The sequence below is a fragment of the Bradyrhizobium sp. CIAT3101 genome (assembly GCF_029714945.1).
Taxonomy (GTDB): Bacteria; Pseudomonadota; Alphaproteobacteria; order Rhizobiales; family Xanthobacteraceae; genus Bradyrhizobium.
Window position 1 is genome coordinate 6,628,648 of record NZ_CP121634.1, and the last position, 21,325, is coordinate 6,649,972.

19 protein-coding genes are annotated in these 21,325 nt (G+C 65.4%); 1 reads left to right on the forward strand and 18 read right to left on the reverse strand.

Features of this window, described 5'->3' with window-relative positions; genetic code table 11:
• Positions 1-45: 45 nt before the first annotated feature.
• From QA645_RS31190 to QA645_RS31225, 8 genes are all read right to left on the reverse strand, one after another.
• Positions 46-1,125, reverse strand: a complete 1,080-nt coding sequence (locus QA645_RS31190; protein ID WP_283045132.1) for an isocitrate/isopropylmalate dehydrogenase family protein — start codon at positions 1,123-1,125, stop codon at positions 46-48.
• A gap of 129 nt (positions 1,126-1,254) precedes the next feature.
• A complete protein-coding gene (locus QA645_RS31195) occupies positions 1,255-2,322 on the reverse strand; it encodes an alcohol dehydrogenase (RefSeq protein ID WP_283045133.1) in 1,068 nt (355 codons plus the stop codon).
• Between the two features lie 79 nt (positions 2,323-2,401).
• Complete coding sequence (locus tag QA645_RS31200) at positions 2,402-3,370, reverse strand: oligopeptide/dipeptide ABC transporter ATP-binding protein (RefSeq protein ID WP_254196180.1); 969 nt, start codon at positions 3,368-3,370, stop codon at positions 2,402-2,404.
• On the reverse strand, positions 3,370-4,362 hold the full coding sequence (locus tag QA645_RS31205) for an ABC transporter ATP-binding protein (protein WP_283045134.1): 993 nt from the start codon (positions 4,360-4,362) through the stop codon (positions 3,370-3,372). Before QA645_RS31205 ends, QA645_RS31200 begins: the two co-directional genes overlap by 1 nt.
• Complete coding sequence (locus QA645_RS31210; RefSeq protein ID WP_283045135.1) at positions 4,359-5,228, reverse strand: ABC transporter permease; 870 nt, start codon at positions 5,226-5,228, stop codon at positions 4,359-4,361. The genes QA645_RS31205 and QA645_RS31210 overlap by 4 nt, the downstream gene beginning before the upstream one ends.
• Entirely contained in the window at positions 5,215-6,165 is a 951-nt protein-coding gene (locus QA645_RS31215) for an ABC transporter permease (protein WP_254192571.1), read from the reverse strand. Before QA645_RS31215 ends, QA645_RS31210 begins: the two co-directional genes overlap by 14 nt.
• A 7-nt stretch (positions 6,166-6,172) precedes the next feature.
• A complete protein-coding gene (locus QA645_RS31220) occupies positions 6,173-7,717 on the reverse strand; it encodes an ABC transporter substrate-binding protein (RefSeq protein WP_283045136.1) in 1,545 nt (514 codons plus the stop codon).
• A gap of 127 nt (positions 7,718-7,844) precedes the next feature.
• Positions 7,845-9,041 (reverse strand): CoA transferase, encoded by a 1,197-nt coding sequence (locus tag QA645_RS31225; RefSeq protein WP_283045137.1) that lies wholly within the window; start codon positions 9,039-9,041, stop codon positions 7,845-7,847.
• A gap of 195 nt (positions 9,042-9,236) precedes the next feature.
• On the opposite strand from QA645_RS31225, the gene glgA reads away from it, so the two are divergent.
• On the forward strand, positions 9,237-10,652 hold the full coding sequence (gene glgA, locus QA645_RS31230; protein ID WP_254192568.1) for a glycogen synthase GlgA: 1,416 nt from the start codon (positions 9,237-9,239) through the stop codon (positions 10,650-10,652).
• A gap of 165 nt (positions 10,653-10,817) precedes the next feature.
• On the opposite strand, the gene QA645_RS31235 is transcribed toward glgA, so the two are convergent.
• The 10 genes from QA645_RS31235 to ccoN form a co-directional block, all read right to left on the reverse strand.
• Positions 10,818-11,768: an oxygenase MpaB family protein gene (locus tag QA645_RS31235; RefSeq protein WP_283045138.1), complete on the reverse strand. Its 951-nt coding sequence runs from the start codon at positions 11,766-11,768 to the stop codon at positions 10,818-10,820.
• An 84-nt stretch (positions 11,769-11,852) separates the two neighbouring features.
• A complete protein-coding gene (locus QA645_RS31240) occupies positions 11,853-12,989 on the reverse strand; it encodes a patatin-like phospholipase family protein (protein ID WP_283045139.1) in 1,137 nt (378 codons plus the stop codon).
• Positions 12,990-13,117: 128 nt separating this feature from the next.
• Positions 13,118-13,288 (reverse strand): cbb3-type cytochrome oxidase assembly protein CcoS, encoded by a 171-nt coding sequence (ccoS, locus tag QA645_RS31245; RefSeq protein WP_283045140.1) that lies wholly within the window; start codon positions 13,286-13,288, stop codon positions 13,118-13,120.
• On the reverse strand, positions 13,288-15,477 hold the full coding sequence (locus tag QA645_RS31250) for a cation-translocating P-type ATPase (RefSeq protein WP_283045141.1): 2,190 nt from the start codon (positions 15,475-15,477) through the stop codon (positions 13,288-13,290). The genes ccoS and QA645_RS31250 overlap by 1 nt, the downstream gene beginning before the upstream one ends.
• Before the next feature lie 9 nt (positions 15,478-15,486).
• Complete coding sequence (locus tag QA645_RS31255; RefSeq protein ID WP_283045142.1) at positions 15,487-15,972, reverse strand: FixH family protein; 486 nt, start codon at positions 15,970-15,972, stop codon at positions 15,487-15,489.
• A gap of 28 nt (positions 15,973-16,000) precedes the next feature.
• Positions 16,001-17,467: a cytochrome c oxidase accessory protein CcoG gene (gene ccoG, locus QA645_RS31260; RefSeq protein ID WP_254129872.1), complete on the reverse strand. Its 1,467-nt coding sequence runs from the start codon at positions 17,465-17,467 to the stop codon at positions 16,001-16,003.
• Between the two features lie 214 nt (positions 17,468-17,681).
• Positions 17,682-18,557 carry a cytochrome-c oxidase, cbb3-type subunit III gene (ccoP, locus tag QA645_RS31265; RefSeq protein ID WP_283045143.1) on the reverse strand — a complete coding sequence of 292 codons (876 nt, stop codon included), beginning with the start codon at positions 18,555-18,557 and terminating at the stop codon, positions 17,682-17,684.
• A gap of 6 nt (positions 18,558-18,563) precedes the next feature.
• Entirely contained in the window at positions 18,564-18,728 is a 165-nt protein-coding gene (locus QA645_RS31270) for a cbb3-type cytochrome c oxidase subunit 3 (protein WP_283045144.1), read from the reverse strand.
• A 13-nt stretch (positions 18,729-18,741) separates the two neighbouring features.
• Positions 18,742-19,476 (reverse strand): cytochrome-c oxidase, cbb3-type subunit II, encoded by a 735-nt coding sequence (ccoO, locus tag QA645_RS31275; RefSeq protein ID WP_254129870.1) that lies wholly within the window; start codon positions 19,474-19,476, stop codon positions 18,742-18,744.
• 10 nt (positions 19,477-19,486) lie between these two features.
• On the reverse strand, positions 19,487-21,136 hold the full coding sequence (gene ccoN / locus QA645_RS31280; protein ID WP_254129869.1) for a cytochrome-c oxidase, cbb3-type subunit I: 1,650 nt from the start codon (positions 21,134-21,136) through the stop codon (positions 19,487-19,489).
• Between the last annotated feature and the right edge of the window lie 189 nt (positions 21,137-21,325).

Here is a 21,325-nt window from a genome sequence, read left to right on the forward strand (position 1 = left end):
TGGTCCAAGCCCTTCAGGGCCGACGCCTTGCGGCGCGATCCCCTCCTACAACGCGGAAAGCACCGCCTTGGTGATATCGGCCGTGCCGTTGCTGCCACCGAACTCCATCGGCTTGAGGCCGCCGGCATAGACCTGATCGACCGCGCGTTCGATCTGCTCACCGGCCTCCGCCGCGCTCTCGACGCCGTGCTTGTCGGCGAGCCAGTCCAGCATCATCGCCGCCGACAGGATCATGCCGGTGGGATTGGCCTTGCCCTGCCCCATGATGTCGGGCGCGGTGCCGTGGCACGGCTGGAACACGGCGTATTTGTCGCCGATATCGGCCGACGGCGCCATGCCGAGGCCGCCGATCAGGCTCGCCGTGATGTCGGAGACGATGTCGCCGAACATGTTCTCCATCACCATCACATCGAAATCCCAGGGGCGCTTGACCAGCATCGCCGAGCAGGCATCGACATAGAGACGATCGGTCTTCACGTCGGGATGCTTCTTCGCGATCTCGTCGAAAATGCCGCGGAAGAACGCAAAGGCCTTGAACACATTCGCCTTGTCGACACAGGCGAGCGAGCCCGGCTTGCCGCGTGCCTTGCGCCGCTCGGCCAGGCGAAACGAGAAGTCGAACAGCCGCTCGGAGGTCTTGCGCGTGATCACCATGGTCTCGCGCGCGTCCTCATGGGTGACGACGCCCTTGCCCATCGAGGCGAACAGGCCTTCGGTGGACTCGCGGATCACCACGAGATCGATGCCGCGCTTGTCGGCGCCGACGATCGGGCTCGGCACGCCCGGAATGAGCCGCGCCGGGCGCACGCCGGCGTAGAGATCGAAGATGAAGCGCAGCTCGATCTGTGGCGCGATCTCGGTATTGTCGGGGTAGCGCACCGACGGCAGGCCACAGGCTCCGAGCAGGATCGCGTCGGCTTCCTCGCACAATTTGATCGTGGAATCCGGCATCGACTTGCCGGTGGCGCGATAATTATTCGCGCCGGCCGGCGCCTCGGTGAAGCGGAAGCTCAAGCCGGATTTTGACTCGATCTTGCGCAGCACCTCGAGCGCGGGCGCCATGACTTCGGGACCGATGCCGTCACCGGCGAGCACAGCGATATGGAAAGCGTTGTTTGCGGACATTTAAGGATTTCCTACTCTCTCCGTCATGCCCGAGCTTGACCCGGGCATCCACGTCTTAATGCCATTTCCACGGGAAGGCGTGGATGGCCGGGACAAGCCCGGCCATGACGAGAAACAAACGGCGGCGAATTACGGCGTCAGCACCGTGCGCCCGACCACGGCACCCTGCTGCAACTGCAGCAGCGCGTCGTTGGCCTTGTTGAGCGGCGCCTTCGTCACCGGGATCGGCGCCACGTTCTTGGCGCGGACGAGGTCGAGCAGCTCCTGCGTTTCACGCAAATTGCCGACGTAGCTGCCCTGGATCGTCACCGCCTTGATCGGGATCAGCGGCAAGGCCCAGGTCGCGCCGCCGCCGAACAGGCCGACGATGACGAGCTTGCCGCCCTTGGTCAGGCAGTCGAAACCGAGCTGCGTCGTCGCGGCATTGCCGACGAGGTCGATCACAGCGCGGATCGGCCCGCCGGCTTTCTTCGCGAGCTGCTCCAGCGCATCGCCCGCCTTGGGATCGACGGTCGCGAGTGCGCCGGCCTTCTCGGCGGCCTCGCGCTTCTTCGCGTCGATATCGACCATGATCGCGCCCTTGCCGCCCATCGCCTTCAGCAGCGACAGCGCCATCAGGCCGAGACCGCCGGCACCGAACATCACGATCGGCGTATCGAAATGCTGCTCCACCTTCTTCAGCGCGCTGTAGGTGGTGACGCCCGAGCAGGCGTAAGGCGCAGCCGACGCGGGATCGAGGCCTTTCAGGTTGAGCAGATAGCGTGGATGCGGCACCAGCATGTGATCTGAATAGCCGCCGTCGCAATAGACGCCGAGCGAGCGCGGCGTCAGGCACATGTTCTCGTCGCCGGCGAGGCAGGTGGCGCATTTGCCGCAGCCGATCCAGGGATAGACCAGGCCGACGTCGCCAAGCTTGAGGCCGCCCTGATCGGTCGGCTTCACGTCGGGCCCGAACGCCAAAACTTCGCCGACGGTCTCGTGGCCCATGGTCAGCGGCAGGTTGATGCCGCGATCCTTCAACGACAGCGGCTTGCGGCCGTGGCCGAGATCGTAGCCGCCTTCCCAGATGTGGAGGTCGCTGTGGCAGACGCCGGCGGCCTTCACCCTGATCAGCACCTGCGTGCCCGAGGGTTGCGGCGTCGCCTCGTCGAACTCCTGCAGCGGCGCCTTGAAATCGGCGACCTTGAAACTCTTCATGGCGTCCTCCCGGCATACTCTTCGTCGCGCCACCATGCCACGGCCGGCAGGGCGAGACAAACCCGGGAGCTGTCTTAGTTTAGCCCAGCGGATGGTGGCAAGCGGCGAACTGGCCGGGCGCAACCTCACGCAACTCCGGTATCTCCGCGCTGCATCGCTGGTCCGCCCGCGGGCAGCGGGTGCGGAAGCGGCAACCGGATGGCGGCGCAATCGGCGATGGCGGCTCGCCGATCGCCACGCTCTCGGCGGGACGCACGTCCGGATCAGGTACCGGGATCGCCTCAAGCAACAGCCCGGTATAGGGATGCGCAGGTTTTGCGAACAATTGCTCCGATGGGCCGACCTCGCAGAGCCGACCGAGATACATCACCGCGACGCGATCGCTGACCGCTTTGACCACGGCAAGGTCATGCGCGATGAACAGCAACGTCAGGCCGAACCGCGCCTTCATCTCCTCCAGCAGGTTGAGGATCTGCGCGCGGATGGAGACGTCGAGCGCGGAGACCGGCTCGTCGCACACGATGAACTCGGGGTTGAGCACGAGCGATCGCGCGATGCAGATGCGCTGGCATTGGCCGCCGGAAAACTCGTGCGGTAACCGCCCCGCCACGAGATCGGGATCGAGCCCGACCGCGGAGAGAACCTCGTGAACGCGCCGCTTGCGCTCGGCGGCATCCTTGACACCAGCGATGATCAGCGGCTCGGCGACGATGTCACCGATGCGCCGGCGCGGATTGAGCGAGGCGATCGGGTCCTGGAAGATCAGCTGCACGCGGCGGCGCATCTTTCGCAGCGCATCGCCCTCCATCGCGGTGAGGTCTTCGCCGTCGAACAGCACGCGGCCGCTTTTGGCACGCCGCAATTGCAGCACCGCGCGGCCCAGCGTCGACTTGCCGCAGCCGGACTCGCCGACCAGCCCCAGCGTCTCGCCGCGCGCGACGTGAAGGCTGACGCCGGAGACCGCGTGCACCGTCTTGTTGCCAAGACCATATTCGACGACGAGATTGTCGACGTTCAGCAACGGCTGCTTCTGCACGGCGAGCTGCATCACGCGCCAATCCCTTCCGTCATCTGGATCGGGTGAAAGCAGGCGTAGAGATGCCCCGGCATCTCGGCGCTCTTCAACTCGGGCTTGGCTTCGTGGCAGCGCCCGGCCGCATAGCGGCAGCGCGGCGCGAAGGAGCAGCCTTTGAGCGGCCGTGTCGGATCGGGCGGACGGCCGGAGATGGCGGGCAACGGCGTATGCGGCGCGGTCTCCAGCTTCGGGATCGCCGCCAGCAACGCCTCGGTGTAGGGCATGTGCATGCGTTTGAAGAGCGCCTGGGTCGGCGCACGTTCCACCACCCTGCCCGCATACATCACCGCGACCTCGTCGGCGCGACCGGCGACCACGCCGAGATCGTGGGTGATGATGATCATCGCCATGTGGCGGCGGCGCTGCTCGCGCGCCAGCAGATCGAGGATCTGCGCCTGGATGGTGACGTCGAGCGCCGTGGTCGGCTCGTCCGCGATCAGAAGTTTCGGCTCGCAGGACAGCGCGATCGCAATCGCGATGCGCTGGCGCATGCCGCCGGAGCATTGATGCGGATATTGCGCGAGCCGCTGCTCCGGCGCAGGAATGCCGACGGCGGCGAGCAGCTCGATGCTGCGCTTCCGCGCGGCCGGCGCGTCGAGCTCGAGGTGCTCCTGGATCGTCTCCATCAACTGGGTTCCGATCGTCAGCACCGGATTGAGCGAGGTCATCGGATCCTGGAACACCACCGCGAGGTCGCGCGCGCGCAGGCGGCGCAAGCTTTCAGGCGCGAGCCGGACCAGATCCTGGCCGTCGAACATGACGCGCCCGGAGAGCTTCGCCTTCTTCGGCAGCAGTTGGAGGATCGCCCGCGACAGCATGGTCTTGCCGCAGCCGGATTCACCGACGATTCCGAGCGTGCGGCCCGGCTCCAGCGACAGGTCGACATGATCGACCGCGCGCAAATTGCCGCGCGGGGTCGGCAGCTCGACCGCGACGTCCTCGATGGTCAGCAGCGGCGTGCTCACAGCGCCCCCTGACGCGGGTCGGTCAATGCCCGCATGGTGTCGCCGACGAGGTTGAATGCCAGCACGGTCAGGAACAATCCGACCGCCGGCAGGAAGGCCAGCCGCGGCGCGACGTCGAGGCTGTCGCGCCCCTCGCCGATCATGCTGCCCCAGCTCGCCATCGGCGGCGGTACGCCGAGCCCGAGGAAGGACAGTGCACCCTCGACCACGATGGTGACGGCGACGCCAAGCAGGAAGAACGCCAGCAGCGGCAAGATCACGTTCGGCAGCAACTCGCGCAGCAGGATGCGCGCATGGCTGGCGCCGAGCGCCTCGGCCGCGATGACGAATTCGCGCCGCGCCAGTGTCAGCGTCGCCGCGCGCGCCACCCGCATGAAGGCGGGAATGCCGAGCACGCCGAGGATGATGGTGAGATTGGGAATCGACTGGCCGAGATAGGCGGTCACCGCGAGCGCGAAGATCAGCGGCGGAAAGGCGAGCAGCACGTCCATGCTGCCGACCACCAGCGTCTCGAACCGGCCGCGGAAATAGCCGGCGAGCAGGCCCAGCGCGCCGCCGATACCAAGGCCGATCATCGGCGCGATCAGCCCCACGGTCAGCGAGACGCGCGCCCCGAAGATCAGCCGGGCAAGCTCGTCGCGGCCAAGGCCGTCGGTGCCGAGCCAGTGCTCGGTCGAGAACGCGGCGCGGCGCTCCAGCATGTCCATGTCGACGGGATTCTGCAGCGGCAGCACCGGTGCGAGGATCGCGAGCGCAATGATAGCGGTGAGCCAGAGGCTCGCGATCCAGAACAGCAGCCCGAGCTTGCGCTTGCGCCGAACCGGCGCCGACACCTCGTCCTGCATCGAAAGCTCAAGCGTGGCCATGGCGGATCCTCGGATCGAGCACGGCGTAGAGCATATCGACGATGAAGTTCACGATGACGAAGCCACAGGCGACCAGCAGCACCACGCCCTGGAGGATGACGAGGTCGCGGGTGTAGATCGCGCCGACCAGCAGCCGGCCGATGCCCGGCAGCGCGAAGATCGATTCCACGATCAGCGTGCCGCCGAGCAGGCGGCCGATATTGATGCCCGTCACCGTCACCAGGGTCAGTGACGACGGTTTCAGCGCATGCACGAACAGGATGCGCGAAGGCTTCAAGCCTTTTGCTTTCGCAAGGGCGATGTAGTCCTCCTGCAAGGTCGCGATCATGTCGGAGCGCAGCACCCGCATGATGCCCGGCCATTCCGCCAGCGCCAAGGTCAGCGCCGGCAGCACGAAGAAGCGCAAATTGGCGAGCGGCTCCTCGGTGAACGGCACATAGCCGGTCGCCGGCAGCCAGTGCAGCTCGACCGCGAACAGGTAGATCAGCAGGATCGCCATCAGGAAGGACGGCATCGACAGCATCGCAAAGGCGCTGCCGGTCATGAAGCGGTCGAACGCACCGCCGGCGCGCGCGGCGCAGGCGATCGCGAGGGGAACGCCGATCAGGAGGCCGATGAACTCAGCCATCAGCATCAGCTCGAGCGAGACCGGGATGCGCTCGCTCACCGCCTGCAGCACGGTCTGCCCGGTGCGGAACGAGCGGCCGAGATCGCCCTGCAGCACGTGGCCGAGCCAGCTCAGGTAGCGCCACCAGATCGGCTGGTCGAGCCCCATGTCATGACGGAGCGCCGCGACATTCTCAGGTGTCGCCTGATCGCCGAGGATGACGAAGGCGAGATCGCCAGGCAGCAGCGAGGCGATCAGGAAGGTGAGCAGCGAGACGGCAAGCAGGACCGGCAGGATGGCCAGCAGCCGCCGCACGACGAAGTTCAGCATCGCGCGGTCATTCCAGCCAGGTGTTCGAGACGTCGATCACGCCGTTATAGATCTTCGGGAAGCCCTTCAGCCTGGCGCTCGACAGCGCATAGTAGGTGTTCTGGAAGGTCCAGAACCAGATCGCCTCCTTGTTGATCAGGCGGCTGATCGCGCAATAATCCTCGGTACGCTGAGCGACATCGGCGGTGACGCGCGAATGGTCGAGCAGCTTGTCGAGCTCCGGATTGGAGAAGCCGGCGAGCGCGACCGGGCTGCCCGTGCGAAAATTCGCGTACATCTGCGGATCGGGGTCGGCGAGATCGACGATGCGCCACGGCGTCAGCTGGAACTGGCGCGAGAAGGCGCGCGAGGGAATCGTCGCCTGGTCGACCTGGTCGATCTCCATATTGGCGCCGGCCCGTTTCCAGAATTGCTGGAGCACCTGGCCGATCACGCGGCCGCGCGGCGTTGCCGTCGCCAGCATCTTGAAGTCGACCGGCTTGCCGTAATCCTTGAGCAGCGCCTTGGCCTTCTCGAGGTCGTAAGGCAGCGCGCCGTCGTCCTTGCATTTAACCCAGGAACCGTCGCCGTAAGGGTTGGTCGCCGGACGGCTCAGTCCGTTGCTGATCGCCTGCGACATCTTGGGTCGGTCGATCGACATCACCAGCGCCTGCCGCACCCGGACGTCGTCGAACGGCGCCACCTTGGTGTTGAAGGCGTAGACCTGCGCGCCCGAGCCCTTGTAAGTGTGCACGGTCAGCTTGGAGTCCTTCTGCGCCTTCAGGATATTGTCGGAGTCGTTTTCGTCGTCCCAGATGATGTCGACCTCGCCCGATTGCAGCGAGGCGAAGCGCGACTGCGCGTCGGGCAGCGGCTTCAGGACGATGCGGTCGAGATAGGGATGGCCCTTGTTCCAATAGTCGGGGTTCTTCTCCAGCACCATGCGATCGCCGGCGGTCCATGATTTCAGGATGTAGGGACCGGTGCCGACAGGGTTGCGGTTATAGTCGTCGCCCTTGGTTTTCCACGCCGTCGGCGACTGCACCACGTTGTTGGTGCTCTGGATGCTCATCGTCGCCGGCAGGTTCACGGACGGATCGCTCAGGTTGTAGACGATGGTGTATTCGTCCGGCGCCAGCACCTCCTTCACGGTGGTGATGTAGAAGGCGCAACGGCACTTGTTGGCCGGATCCTTCTGCCGGTCGAAATTCGCCTTGAAGGCTTCCGCATTGAACGGCGTGCCGTCGTGGAATTTCACGCCCTTGCGCAGCTTGAAGGTCCAGCTCTTGTAGTCGTCGGAATGCGTCCAGGATTCCGCAAGCTTCGGCGCAGCCTCGCCCTTGTCGTCGAGCGTCGTGAGCGTGTCGAAGATCAAGGCCGCCGCGGTGTAGCCGGAGGAATCGAAGACGCCGACCTTGAGCGGATCGAAGCCCGGAATATCCAGCTCCTGGCCGACGGTGATGCTGCCGCCGGCCTTCTGCGCCTGCACCGGATGAGCCAGCGGAAGGAACGCAAATGCCGCAACAAGGAAAATCGGCGCGCGCTTGCACGCCGCGGCAGCAATGTTCGTCATGGTTCCTCCCGGGATCCTCGTCCGATGTTTCGGATCGTGAATGACTCGGGGGCGAGATTGGCGACAAATGCACGCGACGGCAAGAGGAACACGCGAGGTTCGATGCCGCACGCGCAGCGCAATGCGCTCAGTTCGCTGCTTGTGTTTTGCCTGACGGAATTGGCGCGGCGTCGCGAAGGCCGATCTCCTCGCGCAGTTCGTTCGTATGCTCGCCGAGCTCGGCCATGGTCTTGCCCGGTGTGGTGTCGGCGCCCGTCATCCGGAACGGCAGGTTGATCACCCTGAACGCGCCGCCTCCGTCTTCCACCGACGAGAGCGCCTGCCGGTGCGCGAGCTGCGGATCGGCGAGAGCTTCCTTGATGGTGCGATAGGCCGAGGCCGGCACGCCGGCTGCGCTCAAAGCCACAAGGCAGGCATCGGTCGTGAGCAGCTTCGACCAGGCTTCGACGCCGTCCATCATGTCGGCCCAGTTCTCGCGCCGCGGGGCGTAGGAGGAGAAGCGCGGATCGGAGATCCATTCGGACCGGCCGATCACGCCCATCAGGGCCTGGAACGTCTTCTCGCTGGCCACCGTGATCATGACATAGCCGTTGGCGGTCTCGGTCGGCCCGAACATCGGACGCGGCGGCGGCTTCACCGCGAATTGCGAGCTCTGCAGCTCGATCACCGTCAAGGTCAGCATCGATTCCAGCATGGAGACGTCGATGTGCTGGCCGAGCCCGGTCATGGTGCGCTGATAGAGCGCAGACGCAATCGCGCCGAAGCCGTAGGTGCCGGTGACGACATCGGCATGGTAGATGCCGCAATAGTCCGGACGGTTGCGGCCGGGCTGATAGGCGAGATGCGCCATGTCGTAGCCGGAGGCGGCATGGATCACCGGCGCGTAGGCCGGCAGCTCGGCCGAGGGACCGGTCTGGCCGTAGCCGGAGATCGAGCAGTAGATCAGCCTGGGATTGACCGGGCGAAGGCTGTCGTAGTCGAGCCGCAGCCGGCGCATCACGCCGGGACGAAAATTCTCGACCAGGATGTCGGCGGTGGCAACCAGCCGGCGGACCGCCTCCTTGCCGTCCTCGGATTTGAGGTCGAGCACCGCGCTCTTCTTGCCGACATTGAGCTGGCCGAACACGGTGCTGCAGCCGTTGCGCAGCGGCGGCCGCGTCCGCATCGTCTCGCCGCCATCGGTCTCGATCTTGATGACCTCGGCGCCCATGTCGGCCAGCATCCGCGCGCAATGGGGGCCGGCGATCGTGGTCGAAAAATCCAGGACACGCAGGCCTGCGAAGGCCTTTGTCGTCGTGTCTTCGTGCTTATCTGGTAGCTGCATCCCTGCTTAGTCCTTGGCCCGCCGCTTAGGAACTATCGATGTTCTCTCTTGTTGGTGCGCCGACCCTAGATGGCGGCGGCTGAGTAGGAAAGTCTTTACCGAACGAACGCGTCCCGCGGGGGGCTTGAGATATCCAGGGGCAACTGGACCCGATCTTGCATAGCAGCAATCGGGATCGGAAGAGGGCAATCGTTCTTGAGGGTCTTATTCGTCACCACGGAGATGGACGACTTCGTCCGCGTCGGCGGACTCGGTGCCGTTTCCGCTGCCCTCCCCCGCGCGCTCCGCCCCTTCGCCGATATCCGGATCATGCTGCCCGGCTATCGCGACATCATCGAGCAACTGACGCATATACAGATCGTTGGCCGCTGCCCGGCATTCGCGGAAATGCCCCCCTGCTCGCTCGGCCGGGCCGCCACCAAGGACGGCCTGCCGGTCTATGTGCTGTTGTGCTCACAACTCTACGACCGTCCCGGCAACCCCTACGGCGACGAGTCCGGGCGCGACTGGCCGGACAACGACATCCGCTTCGCGCGCTTTGCCTCGGCCGCCGCTGAGCTTGCCATGGGCAAGCTGGACAAGAATTGGGCAGCAGACCTGGTCCATGCCAACGACTGGCAGGCCTCGCTCGTGCCGGCCTATCTCGCCTGGCGCGGCGCCAAGCTGCCGTCGATCCTGACCATCCACAATCTCGCCTATCAGGGTCTCTTCCCGAAGGACTCGCTGCGACGGATCGGCGTTCCCGAAAGCTCCTTCCACATCGACGGCGTCGAGTTCTATGACCAGCTCTCCTTCCTCAAGGCCGGTCTCGTCTATGCCTCGCACCTCACCACCGTCAGCGGCACCTATGCGCGCGAGATCACCACGGAGGAATTCGGCTGCGGCCTCGAAGGCCTGTTGCGCGTCCGCTCCGATGCGTCCGAGCTCACCGGCATCCTCAACGGCATCGACGAGAGCTGGGACCCGCGCTCCTGCGCCCAGCTCGCACAACAGTTCGGCGCCGGCGACTGGGTCGGCAAGAAGGCCAATGCGGATTATGTCCGCAAGCAATTCGGCCTCGCGGTCTCGCGCGGGCCGATGTTCGCGATCGTCGCACGCCTCGTGCACCAGAAGGGCATCGACCTCGTGCTGTCGGCCGCCGACGAGATCATCGATGCCGGCGGGCAGATCGTGGTCACCGGCTCGGGCGAACCCGCGCTCGAGCAGGCGCTGATCGATGCCCATCGCCGCCGCCCCGACGCCATCGGCGTCACCATCGGCTTCAACGACGCGCAGGCGCGCCGCATCTTCGCCGGCAGCGATTTCACATTGATGCCGTCGCGCTTCGAGCCCTGCGGGTTGAGCCAGATGTACGCCCAGCGTTTTGGCTCGCTTCCGATCGGCCACCAGACCGGCGGCCTCGCCGAGACCATCACCGACGGCGAGACAGGCTTCCTGTTCTCCAGACCCTCGCACGAGTCCTTCCTCGGCGGCGTCCGCCGCGCCTTCTCCGCGTTCATGGCCCACGACCAGCTCGACACCATGCGCCGCAGCGCCATGGGCCGATCGTTTTCGTGGAGCATCTCGGCGGGGAGCTATAGCGCGCTGTATCGCAGGCTGGCGGCGGTGTGAGGGACACGGGTTTCGTGCCCCGGACGCAGCGCAGCGTCTCTTTGACGGTGCGCTGCAGAGCCGGGGCCTATGTCGCGGCGGAGTTCGTGGCCCCTGGGTCCCGGCTCTGCGCCGCAACGCTACGCGTTGCAGCTTGTCCGGGACACGGATGGTAGATTAGAGCCCTCACCCCTTCCCGCGCACATCCATCTGGGGCCGGCCGATCCAGGCGCGGTTGAGACAGCGGATCATCCAGTCGGGCTGTGGCTCGCCGCGGAGCCGGGCCTGCGCTTCCTGATAGGGACCGACATAGCGCAGCCGTTCCGGCAATCTTGGATAAGCGCGCCGTATCCATCGCAACGCGTTGTCGGCTGACCTCTTGTCGCGCGCATCGAGCTCCAACCCGAAGCCTGTGCGCAGGCGTTCCGGCAGCATCCGCGCCGTGAGCGCGCGGTACCATCGCGGCGGCCGCAGCCACGGACGCGCCCCGCCAAAAATCTGCGTGGCGATCTCGCGTGCGGCCGGGCTGACGGTCAGCGTATCCGACCGCGCCATCGCTGCATTGTAAGCCGCAAAGCCGCACCAATCCGCCGGCAGATCATCGCCCGTCAGTCCGAACAACGCGCCAAAGGCCCGGCTCTCGGTCCAGTAGCGCTCGCGCTCCTCCGTCGCGAGCGGCGGCAGGACCAGATCGTGCGCCATCAGTGCAGTCTCGACCAGCGTCGCGTGAACCCAGCGCAGCGAGGGGATGTCGTTGGCAGAGTAGCGCGAGCCCGCCGCGAAGGGACCGACCGTCTCCGGCATCTCGCCGACGATCATCGCATGGCGCCGATGCAGCTGGCGCGACGACAGCATGGCGCGGTCGAGCGAGCCGAACACCATGGCAAAGACGATGTCGAAGGTACGATGGAAACGGCCGATCGGATCGGCAAACGTTTTGGAATGCTCGGCGATGGCGGCAGCGACCCAGGGATGCGCGAGTTGCAACAGCAACGCACGGCCGGCACCGAGAAAGATGACGGCCTCGCGATCAATCCGCCAGGTCACCGTGTCAGGGCCGAACACGCCGGGCGCCGGTCCCGCCGCATTGGCGCGGACCTGATCGAGGGCCAATTCCAGATCGTTCCCAGTCACCACTTGCAGGGCCTCATCGATTGCGGGCGAAAGCCGACGATCCCCAAGGCCTGTGGCAATTCGATGAAGCCGACGATGGCCGTGGCGCTATTCCGCGGCCAGCGGCATCTGGTCGATATGCTCGTGCAGCACCACGCCCGCCAGCGGATCGAATTCGCCGACCCACGGTTGGCGCGCCAACACAGACTTTGTATGCGCGTAGCCGGCGTCCCAACGCTGCATGATGCCGGACGGGCTGAAATCGACGTCCTTGGTATGGGTCTCGCGATCGAGCTGCGGCGCCAGCAACCGCACCACGTGCATGCGCGTCGAGCAGCCATAGCCGATCAGATCTCTCACCGCGGGATCATCGCGCTCGCTCGCGGTCAATCGTGCCGCAAGCTGGTTGATGACGTGACGCAGGCGATGAGCCTGCTGCTGGCGCTCGATCTGGCTCGCGATCCGGCTGGAATATTGCACGTCCTTGTGCCGGGTCAGCACCTCGCCCATCGTGGTCGGCTCGGCGCCGGCGGGATTCCAGAGATGCACGGAGAAGATCAGCGAATTCCGGCGCGGATTGTCGTCGAACACGGCCTCGGTCGGCGAGTTCGACAGGATGCCGCCGTCCCAATAGAGCTCGCCGTCGATACGCACCGCCGGAAAGGCCGGCGGCAGCGCGCCCGAGGCCATCACGTGCTTCACCGTCAGCGCGCAGTCGCGGCTGTCGAAATAGCGCATCTGGCTGGAGCCGACATGCGCAGCACCAACCGTGAGGCGCGGCGCGCCGCAATTGGCGAGGCGGAAATCGACGAGCTCGCGCAGCGTGGTCTCCAGCGGCGCAGTCGAATAATAGCCGGCGCGATCGGCGCCGAGCGGATAGGACTCGCCGGCATGCGCCGCCAGATTGGGCTCGAAGAAGCCGGGAATGCCGTTGGTAACCGTCGACCAATAGGCCAGCTTGTCGTCGAAGCCGGGAACGCCGGTGCGCAGCGGCCAGGCCGGAGCCTGCTCCATCCGCTTCCAGAATTCCTTCAGGCGCGCAAGCCTGTTTTCCGGCGCGTTGCCGGCGATCAGGCTCCCATTGATGGCGCCGATCGAGGTGCCGATCACCCAGTCCGGCTCGATGCCCGCTTCGTGCAGAGCCTGGTAGACGCCCGCCTGGTAGGAGCCGAGCGCACCGCCGCCCTGCAGCACCAGCACGATTTGTCCCGGCAGGTCCCTGCTCGCCTTGGCGCTATCCTGCATGCCCGTCGCACTCCTGCTCCTGAGAGCCTTACGCAAAATCCTCCGGCATTGTTACGCCCGGCAACCGTCGGCCGTCCAGCGACCATCGCCCGGAACGGGGTGCAGATACCGGCGGAACCGGCGAAGCGTTAATGCTTTGCCGGCACGTCCTGTGGCGGCGGCTCGTCATCCGCAATGGCGCGCCAGGCGGCGCCGTCGAGATCGTCGTATTGGCCGCTTCGGAGCGACCAGAGGAAGGCGGCAAGGCCGGCAAGACCGAGCATCAGCGCCAGCGGCACCAGGAAGACGAGTATCTCCATCACATGATCTCCCGCGTGCGGCTGCGGGCCCGCAGCGAGTTCAGCATCACCAGGATCGAGGATCCGCTCATGGCGGCCGCGGCAATCAAGGGCGTCACCACGCCGCTGATCGCGACGGGCACGGCGAGCATATTGTACCCGATCGCAAGCCAGAGGTTCTGCCGCATCAGATGCAGCGCGTTTCGCGCGGAATCGATCGCGGCGACGACGGAGCCCAGCGGCCGGCCAAGGAAGACGAGATCGGCGGTGGCCTGGCTGAGATGTGCAGCCGAAATCGGCGACATCGAGACATGCGCGGCCGCGAGCGACGGCGCATCGTTCATGCCGTCGCCGACCATCAGCACCCTGGCGCCGCGCCGCTTCAGCTCCTCGATCCGCGCGATCTTGTCGGCCGGCGTGACGCCGGCGCGCCATTCGGCGATGCCGAGCGCGTGGGCCGCCGCAATCACCACGGGCTCGCGGTCGCCGGAGAGAATCTCGATGCCGATGTGGCGATCCCTGAGCGCGGCAATCACGGCCTGCGCATCCGGACGCAGGCCCTGCCGCACCGACAGGATGAATCTCTCGTCGCCCCTCCTGAAGGCCACGACGGAGGCTTCGGGATCAAGATCAGCGCCGACCACCAATGCCTCGGCGCCGCAGAAGGACGGTCGGCCGAGACGGATCTCGACGCCGTCGACAGTTGCGCGGACGCCCTGCCCCGCCTCTTCAACCGCGCCGACGATTGGCGATTTCGCGCCGGCGGCCTGCGCGACCGCGGCGGCGACGGGATGATGGCTCGACAGCGCGAGCCGGCCGGCGAGCCCGAAGATGTCGGCCGGGATATCGGCCGCATTGGTCACGTCGAGATCGGGCAGCGTCAGCGTGCCGGTCTTGTCGAAGATGACGTGATCGGCTTCGGCGAGGCGCTCGATGGCATCGCCGGAATTGAGCAGCACGCCGGACTTGAACATCGCACCCGAGGCCACCGTCTGCACGGTCGGAATCGCGAGCCCGAGCGCGCAGGGACAAGTGATGATGAGCACCGCGACGCCGGTGACGATCGCATCATGCCAGCTCGCGCCGAACACGACCCAGCCAAGGATGGTGATCAGCGCGGTCGCATGCACCACCGGCGCATAGAGCCGCGAGGCGCGGTCGGCGAGCCGCATGTAGCGCGAGCGCGCCTGCAGAGCATTGTCCAGCAGCCGCGTGATCTCGGCAAGCAGCGTCGCTTCCGACGCCGCCGAGACCCGCACCCGCAGCGCACCGGAAATATTCATCGAGCCCGCATAGACCGGCGTGCCCTGCTCGGCCGTGACATAGAGCGTCTCGCCGGTGATCAGGCTCTGGTCGATCTCGGAACGGCCCTCGATCACGGTGCCGTCGACGGCACAGCGCTCGCCGGGCCGCAGCAGCACGATGTCACCGGGATGGATCGCCGCGACCGGAACCTGCGAGATCTCGTCGAGCCCGACGAATTTTGCCGCCGTTTCCGCCTTCAGCGCGGCGAGATTGCCCGCGACCGCACGCGTCCGCCGCCGCATGTTCTGGTCGAGGAAACGGCCGACCAGCAGGAAGGTCAGCAGCATGATCGCCGCGTCGAAATAGGCGTGCTCGGCGTGATGGATGGTCTCGACCACGGACATGCCGAGCGCAAGGCACACGCCGATCGAGATCGGCACGTCCATGTTGGTCGTCTTGTTCGACAGCGCGTGCCAGGCGGAGCGGAAGAACGGCTGGCCGGCATAGGCCGCCGCCGGCAGCGCGATCAGCGCCGACAGCCAGTGGAAGAAGTCGCGCTGCTCCGGCAGCATGTCCGAGACGTTGCCCGACCACACCGGGATCGACAGCATCATCACGTTCATGGTGGCAAACGCGGCAACGCCGAGGCAGCGCAGCAGGAAGCGCGATTCCGCGACCTCGCTCGCCTCTGCACTCTCGGTCTCATAGGGATAGGCCTTGTAACCGAGCTCCTCGAGGCGATCGATGAAGCGTGCGGGATCGAGCGCGCCCTCTTTCCATTCCAGCGCGACGCGCCGGTCGGTGAGGTTCACGCGCGCCAGCGTGACGTCGGGAATGGCGGAGAGGCCGCGCTCGATCTTGGCCATGCAACCCGCACAGTGAACGCCCTCGACCGCGAGATCGATGTGCCGGAGGCCCGTGCCCGCGGCGCGGACGTAGTGAGAGAAATCGCGTGTCACCTGCATGGCGAGACCTCAGTTCAGGATCACGCGGTTGCGCGACAGGAATACGCGCTCGCCCCTGGCGTCACCTTCGATGACGAGATCCCACTGGCCAGGCGCGACGGAGGTGGCATTGCCGCGATAGATGCCGATACCGGCCTCCGCGAGCGCGACCGCGAGGTCGGCGCGCTTGTCGGTCGGACGCTCCAGGCGGCCGCCGAACTTCAGCCCGGTCAGCGGCTGGCCGACGGCGTCGCGCGCTTCGACCTGAAGCACGGCATTGCCGTCGGCGCGTCGCTCGATGTGCGCGCTCACCTTCCATCCGCGCGCGGCCTGGTCCTGCGCCGCCGAGATCTCGCGATCGTAGGCGAGGCCCGCGGCATAGGGGCTGTCCACGTCGGTGCCGGGCAACGTCGCAATCGCGAGCTTCATCATGGTGACATTGACGCCGATCACGACGCCGAAGAAGGCGACCAGCATCAGGAACACCTTGGTTCCGGTCAGCGGCTTGACGGCCATTTCAGTCTCCAGATCCTACATGCGACTCTTACGGCGCGACGAAATTGTCGGTGGTGGTGGCGACCTCGCCGAGCCCGATATCGGTGACGTGGATGCGCACCGGGATCGACTTCTCCGGATTGCTGTCGGCCGGCGCGGTGACGAGCAGCCGCAGCTCGCTGGTCGAATCGCGCGGGATCACGATCATCGGCCTGTCGGGCGTCACGGAATCGACGCCGACGACGTGCGTGGTCAGATTGACCGGGCCGTCCGCGTCGATCGCAACGACGCGGTCATAACCGCTCTTGTTGAGCAGCCGCACCGTATAGGCGTTGCGGATCGAGCCGTCGCTGAGCTTGACCGCGACCGGGTTGCGGTCGTGCAGCACGTTGATGTCGAGCAGAGTGCGGGTCGCCAGCACGTAGAGCATGATGCCGCCGACGGCCGCGATGATCGCACTGTAGGCGACGGTGCGGGCGCGGACGATGCGATAGATCGGCGCCTTGCCTTCCTGGCGACGCTGGATGTTGATGTCGTTGTCATAGCCGATCAGCCGCTTCGGCCGGCCGATCTTGGTCATGACGTTGTCGCAGGCGTCGATGCAGAGCCCGCACTGGATGCATTCGAGCTGCGGTCCATTGCGGATATCGATGCCGGTCGGGCACACCGCGACGCATTGATAGCAGTCGACGCAATCGCCGACCGGCTGCCCAAGCGCACGCAGCTCGGCGGCCTTCTTCACCGACGTGCGCTTCTCGCCGCGGTCGTAGCGGTAGGTGACGTTGAGCGCCCATTCGTCGGTGAGCGCGGCCTGGATGCGCGGCCAGGGGCACATATAGGTGCAGACCTGCTCGCGCATGAAGCCGGCGAGCAAATAGGTCGTCGCCGTGAGGATGCCGATCCAGATATAGGCGATCATCGGCGCCTGAAAGGTCAGGAGCTCCTTCACCAGCGTCGGGGCATCGTTGAAATAGAGCACCCACGCGCCGCCGGTCCACCAGGCGATCATCAGCCAGATCGCATGCTTGAACGCGATCTCGGAGACGCGCCTGAGCGTCAGCCCGCCGCCCGACTTGTCCTTGCGCATCCGCTCGCGGCGGTCGCCTTCGACGAAGCGCTCGACGGCGTAGAACAAATCGGTCCAGACCGTCTGCGGGCAGAGATAGCCGCACCAGATGCGGCCGCCGACGGAGTTCATCAGGAACAGCGCCACCGCGGCGACGATCAGCAGGCCCGTGAAGTAATAGATCTCCTGCGGCCACAGCTCGATGAAGAAGAAGTAGAAGCGGCTGTTGGGAAGATCGATCAGCACCGCCTGGCTCGGGGCGCCAAGGCCCCGGTTCCAGCGCACGAAGGGCAGGAAATAATAGACGCCGAGGCAGAACGCCATCAGGCCCCATTTGATCCGGCGGAAGGTGCCAGAGATGCTCTGGGGATACACCTTCTTCTGGGCCACATAGAGCGGCCCGTTATCGTCGTCCGATGTGAGCTCGTTCGGGTTCACGGTCTTGTTCATCGCTTGAGGCGTCTCGAAAAGGTGCGATTAAACCTAGCCCCGGCGCCGCCGCGTCGATTGATCCAGCTCAAGCAGGGGCATTTTTGTTCGCGCGGTTGCGTGGCCTAAGTCTGAGATGAGACTCGACTGGTCCCCCGAAGAAGGTGCGTTCCCTCCCCCCTTGAGGGGGAGGGAACAGAAAGAGCGCGCACAAAGGACAAGCTCCTCACCACTTCTACTTGCCGCCGCCCAGCGAGTGGACGTAGACCGCCATCGCCTTGATGGTGGAGGGATCGAGCCGTCCTTCCCAGGCCGGCATGACGCCCGCGCGGCCCTGGCTGATCGTCTCGACCAGGGTCGCCTCGTCCGAGCCATAGAGCCAGATCTTGTCCGTCAGATTGGGCGCGCCGAGCTCCGGGTTACCCTTGCCGCCATCGCCATGGCAGGCGACGCAATTGTCCGCGAAGATCTTCTCGCCCTTGGCGGCGTCAAAACCCTTTCGGGTCGGGAGGCCCGACAGCGAGCGGACATAATTGGCGACCGTGACGATCTCGTCCGGCTTCAGCACGCCGTCCTTGCCGAAGGCGAGCATCTGGCCTTCATGGGTCTTGGCATGGCCGGAGCGCGCGCCGAACTGGATGGTCTGCATGATCTGGTCGAGCGTGCCGCCCCACAGCCAGTCGTCGTCGTTCAGGTTCGGAAAGCCCTTGGCGCCGGCGCCGCCCGAGCCGTGACACGGCGCGCAATTGTCGCCGAACACGGTCTTGCCCTTGGCTCGCGCGAGCGCCAGCAAGGCCGGGTCCTTCTCGATGTCGGCGAGCGAGGCCGCGCCGAGGGCGGCCATCTTTTCACCCCGGATCTTCTCGAGATTGGCAAGCTCGACCGCGACGTCGGCGCGCGAGGAGTAGCCGAACAGGCCCGTCGTATTGCTCGCGATCAGCGGCCAGGCCGGATAGACGATCCAGTAGCCGATCGCCCAGACGATGGTGAGGTAGAAGGAGATCACCCACCAGCGCGGCAGCGGCGTGTTGAGCTCCTTGATGCCGTCCCATTCATGTCCGGTCGTGGACTTGCCGGTGACGGAATCGAATTCGCCATGATGATCGGTCATGATCTCTCACTCCTCCCGCAGCGGCAGGCTGGCCGCTTCGTCGAACGCGGCCTTGTTGCGGGGCCAAAACGCGTAGACGATGATCGCGAGAAAGATCGCGACGAAGACCGGCGTCCAGATGGTGGTCACGAGACTGGATGCGAGATTGTCGAGTGTCAGGATGGCTTTCATCGGTGATGCCTTCTCAGCGAAGATTGGCTTTCTCGTTGTAGAGCTTGAAGTCGACCAGGGTGCCGAGCATCTGCAGGTACGCGATCAGCGCGTCCATCTCGGTCGGCGTTCCCGTCTTGCCGTCGAAATTGCGCACAGCCGCCTTGGCGTAGCGCTTGGCGAAGGCATCGGTGCCGGCATTGTCCGGATCGGCCTGGGCCTTCATGTCGGCGGCCGCGTTGGCGATCTGGTCGTCGGTGTAGGGAACGCCGACGGCCCGCAGCGTACGCATGTGGTCGGCGATCGTCGCGGGATCCACCTCGGTCGAGCTCAGGAACGGATAACCCGGCATCACCGACTGCGGCACGATCGCGCGCGGATTGGTCAGATGGGTGACGTGCCAGTCGTCGGAATATTTCGCGCCGACACGGGCGAGATCGGGACCGGTGCGCTTCGAGCCCCACTGGAACGGGTGGTCGAACATGCTCTCGGCGGCAAGCGAGAAGTGGCCGTAGCGCTCGACCTCGTCGCGCAAGGGACGGATCATCTGCGAATGACAGAGATAGCAGCCCTCGCGGACATAGACGTTGCGCCCCGCCAGCTCCAGTGGCGTGTAGGGCCTGACGCCGTCGACCACCTCGATCGTGCTCTTGAGGTAGAACAGCGGCGTGATCTCGACGAGACCACCGATCGCGATCACCAGCAGAATGCCGACGATCAGGATGATGGAGTTCTTTTCGAAGATTTGGTGGCGTGTCCAGAACGACATGGAAAGCTCCTCATTCCGCCGGCTGAAGAGCGACGGGCATCTGGACTTCCTGCTCGCCGACGCGAACCGTCATCCAGAGATTGTAGGCCATGATCAGCGCGCCGATCAGGAACAGACCGCCGCCGGCGGCGCGAATGACGTAGAAGGGGTGCATCGCCTCGACGCTCTCGATGAAGGAATATTCGAGGAAGCCGAGCGAGGTGTAGGCGCGCCACATCAGGCCCTGCAGGATGCCGGACACCCACATCGCCGAGATGTAGAGAACGATGCCGAGCGTCGCGATCCAGAAGTGCCAGTTGACGAGCTTCAGGCTGTAGAGCCCCTTGCGATTCCAGACCCACGGAACCAGGCAGTACAGCGCACCGAAAGAGACGAAGCCGACCCAGCCGAGCGCGCCGGAATGCACGTGGCCGATGGTCCAGTCGGTGTAGTGGCTGAGCGAGTTGACCACCTTGATCGACATCATCGGACCTTCGAAGGTCGACATGCCGTAGAAGGCGACGGAGACGACGAGCATGCGCAGCACGGGATCGGTGCGCAGCTTGTCCCAGGCGCCCGACAGCGTCATCAGGCCGTTGATCATGCCGCCCCATGACGGCATCCACAGCATGATCGAGAAGGTCATGCCGAGCGTCTGCGTCCAGTCCGGCAGTGCCGTGTAGTGCAGATGGTGCGGGCCGGCCCAGATGTAGAGGAAGATCAGCGCCCAGAAGTGGATGATCGAGAGCCGGTAGGAATAGATCGGCCGCTCGGCGCGCTTCGGAATGAAATAGTACATGATGGCGAGGAAGCCGGCGGTCAGGAAGAAGCCGACCGCGTTATGGCCGTACCACCACTGGAACATGGCGTCTTGGATGCCACCCCACGCGACATAGGATTTGGAGCCGAAGAACGACACCGGCAGCGCGGGGTTGTTGCCGAGATGGAGAACCGCGATCGTCACGATGAAGGCGAGATAGAACCAGTTCGCGACGAAGATGTGCGGTTCCTTGCGCTTCATGATCGTGCCGAGGAAGACCAGCAGATACGTGACCCAGACGATGGTCAGCCAGAGATCGGCGTACCATTCCGGCTCGGCATATTCCTTCGACTGGGTGACGCCGAGCAGATAGCCCGTGCCCGCGACGAGGATGAAGTAATTGTAGCCGAGCACGACGAACCAGGGCGCGAGATCGCCGGCCAGCCGCGCGCGACAGGACTTCTGCACGACGTAGAGCGAGGTGCCGACCAGCACGTTGCCGCCGAAGGCGAAGATCACGGCGGAGGTGTGCAGCGGCCGCAACCGGCCGAATTGAATCCAGGGCAGATCGAAGTTCAGCGCGGGCCAGGCCAGCTGCGAGGCAATGATGAGGCCGACCAGAAAGCCCGCGATACCCCAGACCATCGCCATGACGGCGGTGAACTTGATCGGGCCCATATTGTAGTTGGGGCGGCCGTTGATCTCCGCGGGCGGCAGCGCCGCCGGGCGATCGTAGTAGCGGTTGATGATAAAGAACACCGCGGCCAGGCTCGCGGCGGCGCTGAGCCCGGCGTGGAAGGCGAATGGCGCGTCGAGCGCCTTGGCCGAGGCGACCAGGCACAGGAAGGCGAAGACCGCGAAGACGAGCGCCAGGCCGGCTTCGCCTGTCGTCATGGTTTTGGTGATGGTGGGCTGGGGCATCGCGGATTCTCTCTGAAAGAACACGCCGCCAGAAACCACATTCACCCTCGCGGGGAATTGATTGAAATCAAGACTTGCGGTTCAGTTTTTCGTATCTGACGCCCATTTTGGGGATGGCCCCGAATTTTTTGCCGCGCAGCCAGTTGCAGTGCCCTCTCCCCTTGCGGGAGAGGGCCGCGAGGACGGTGC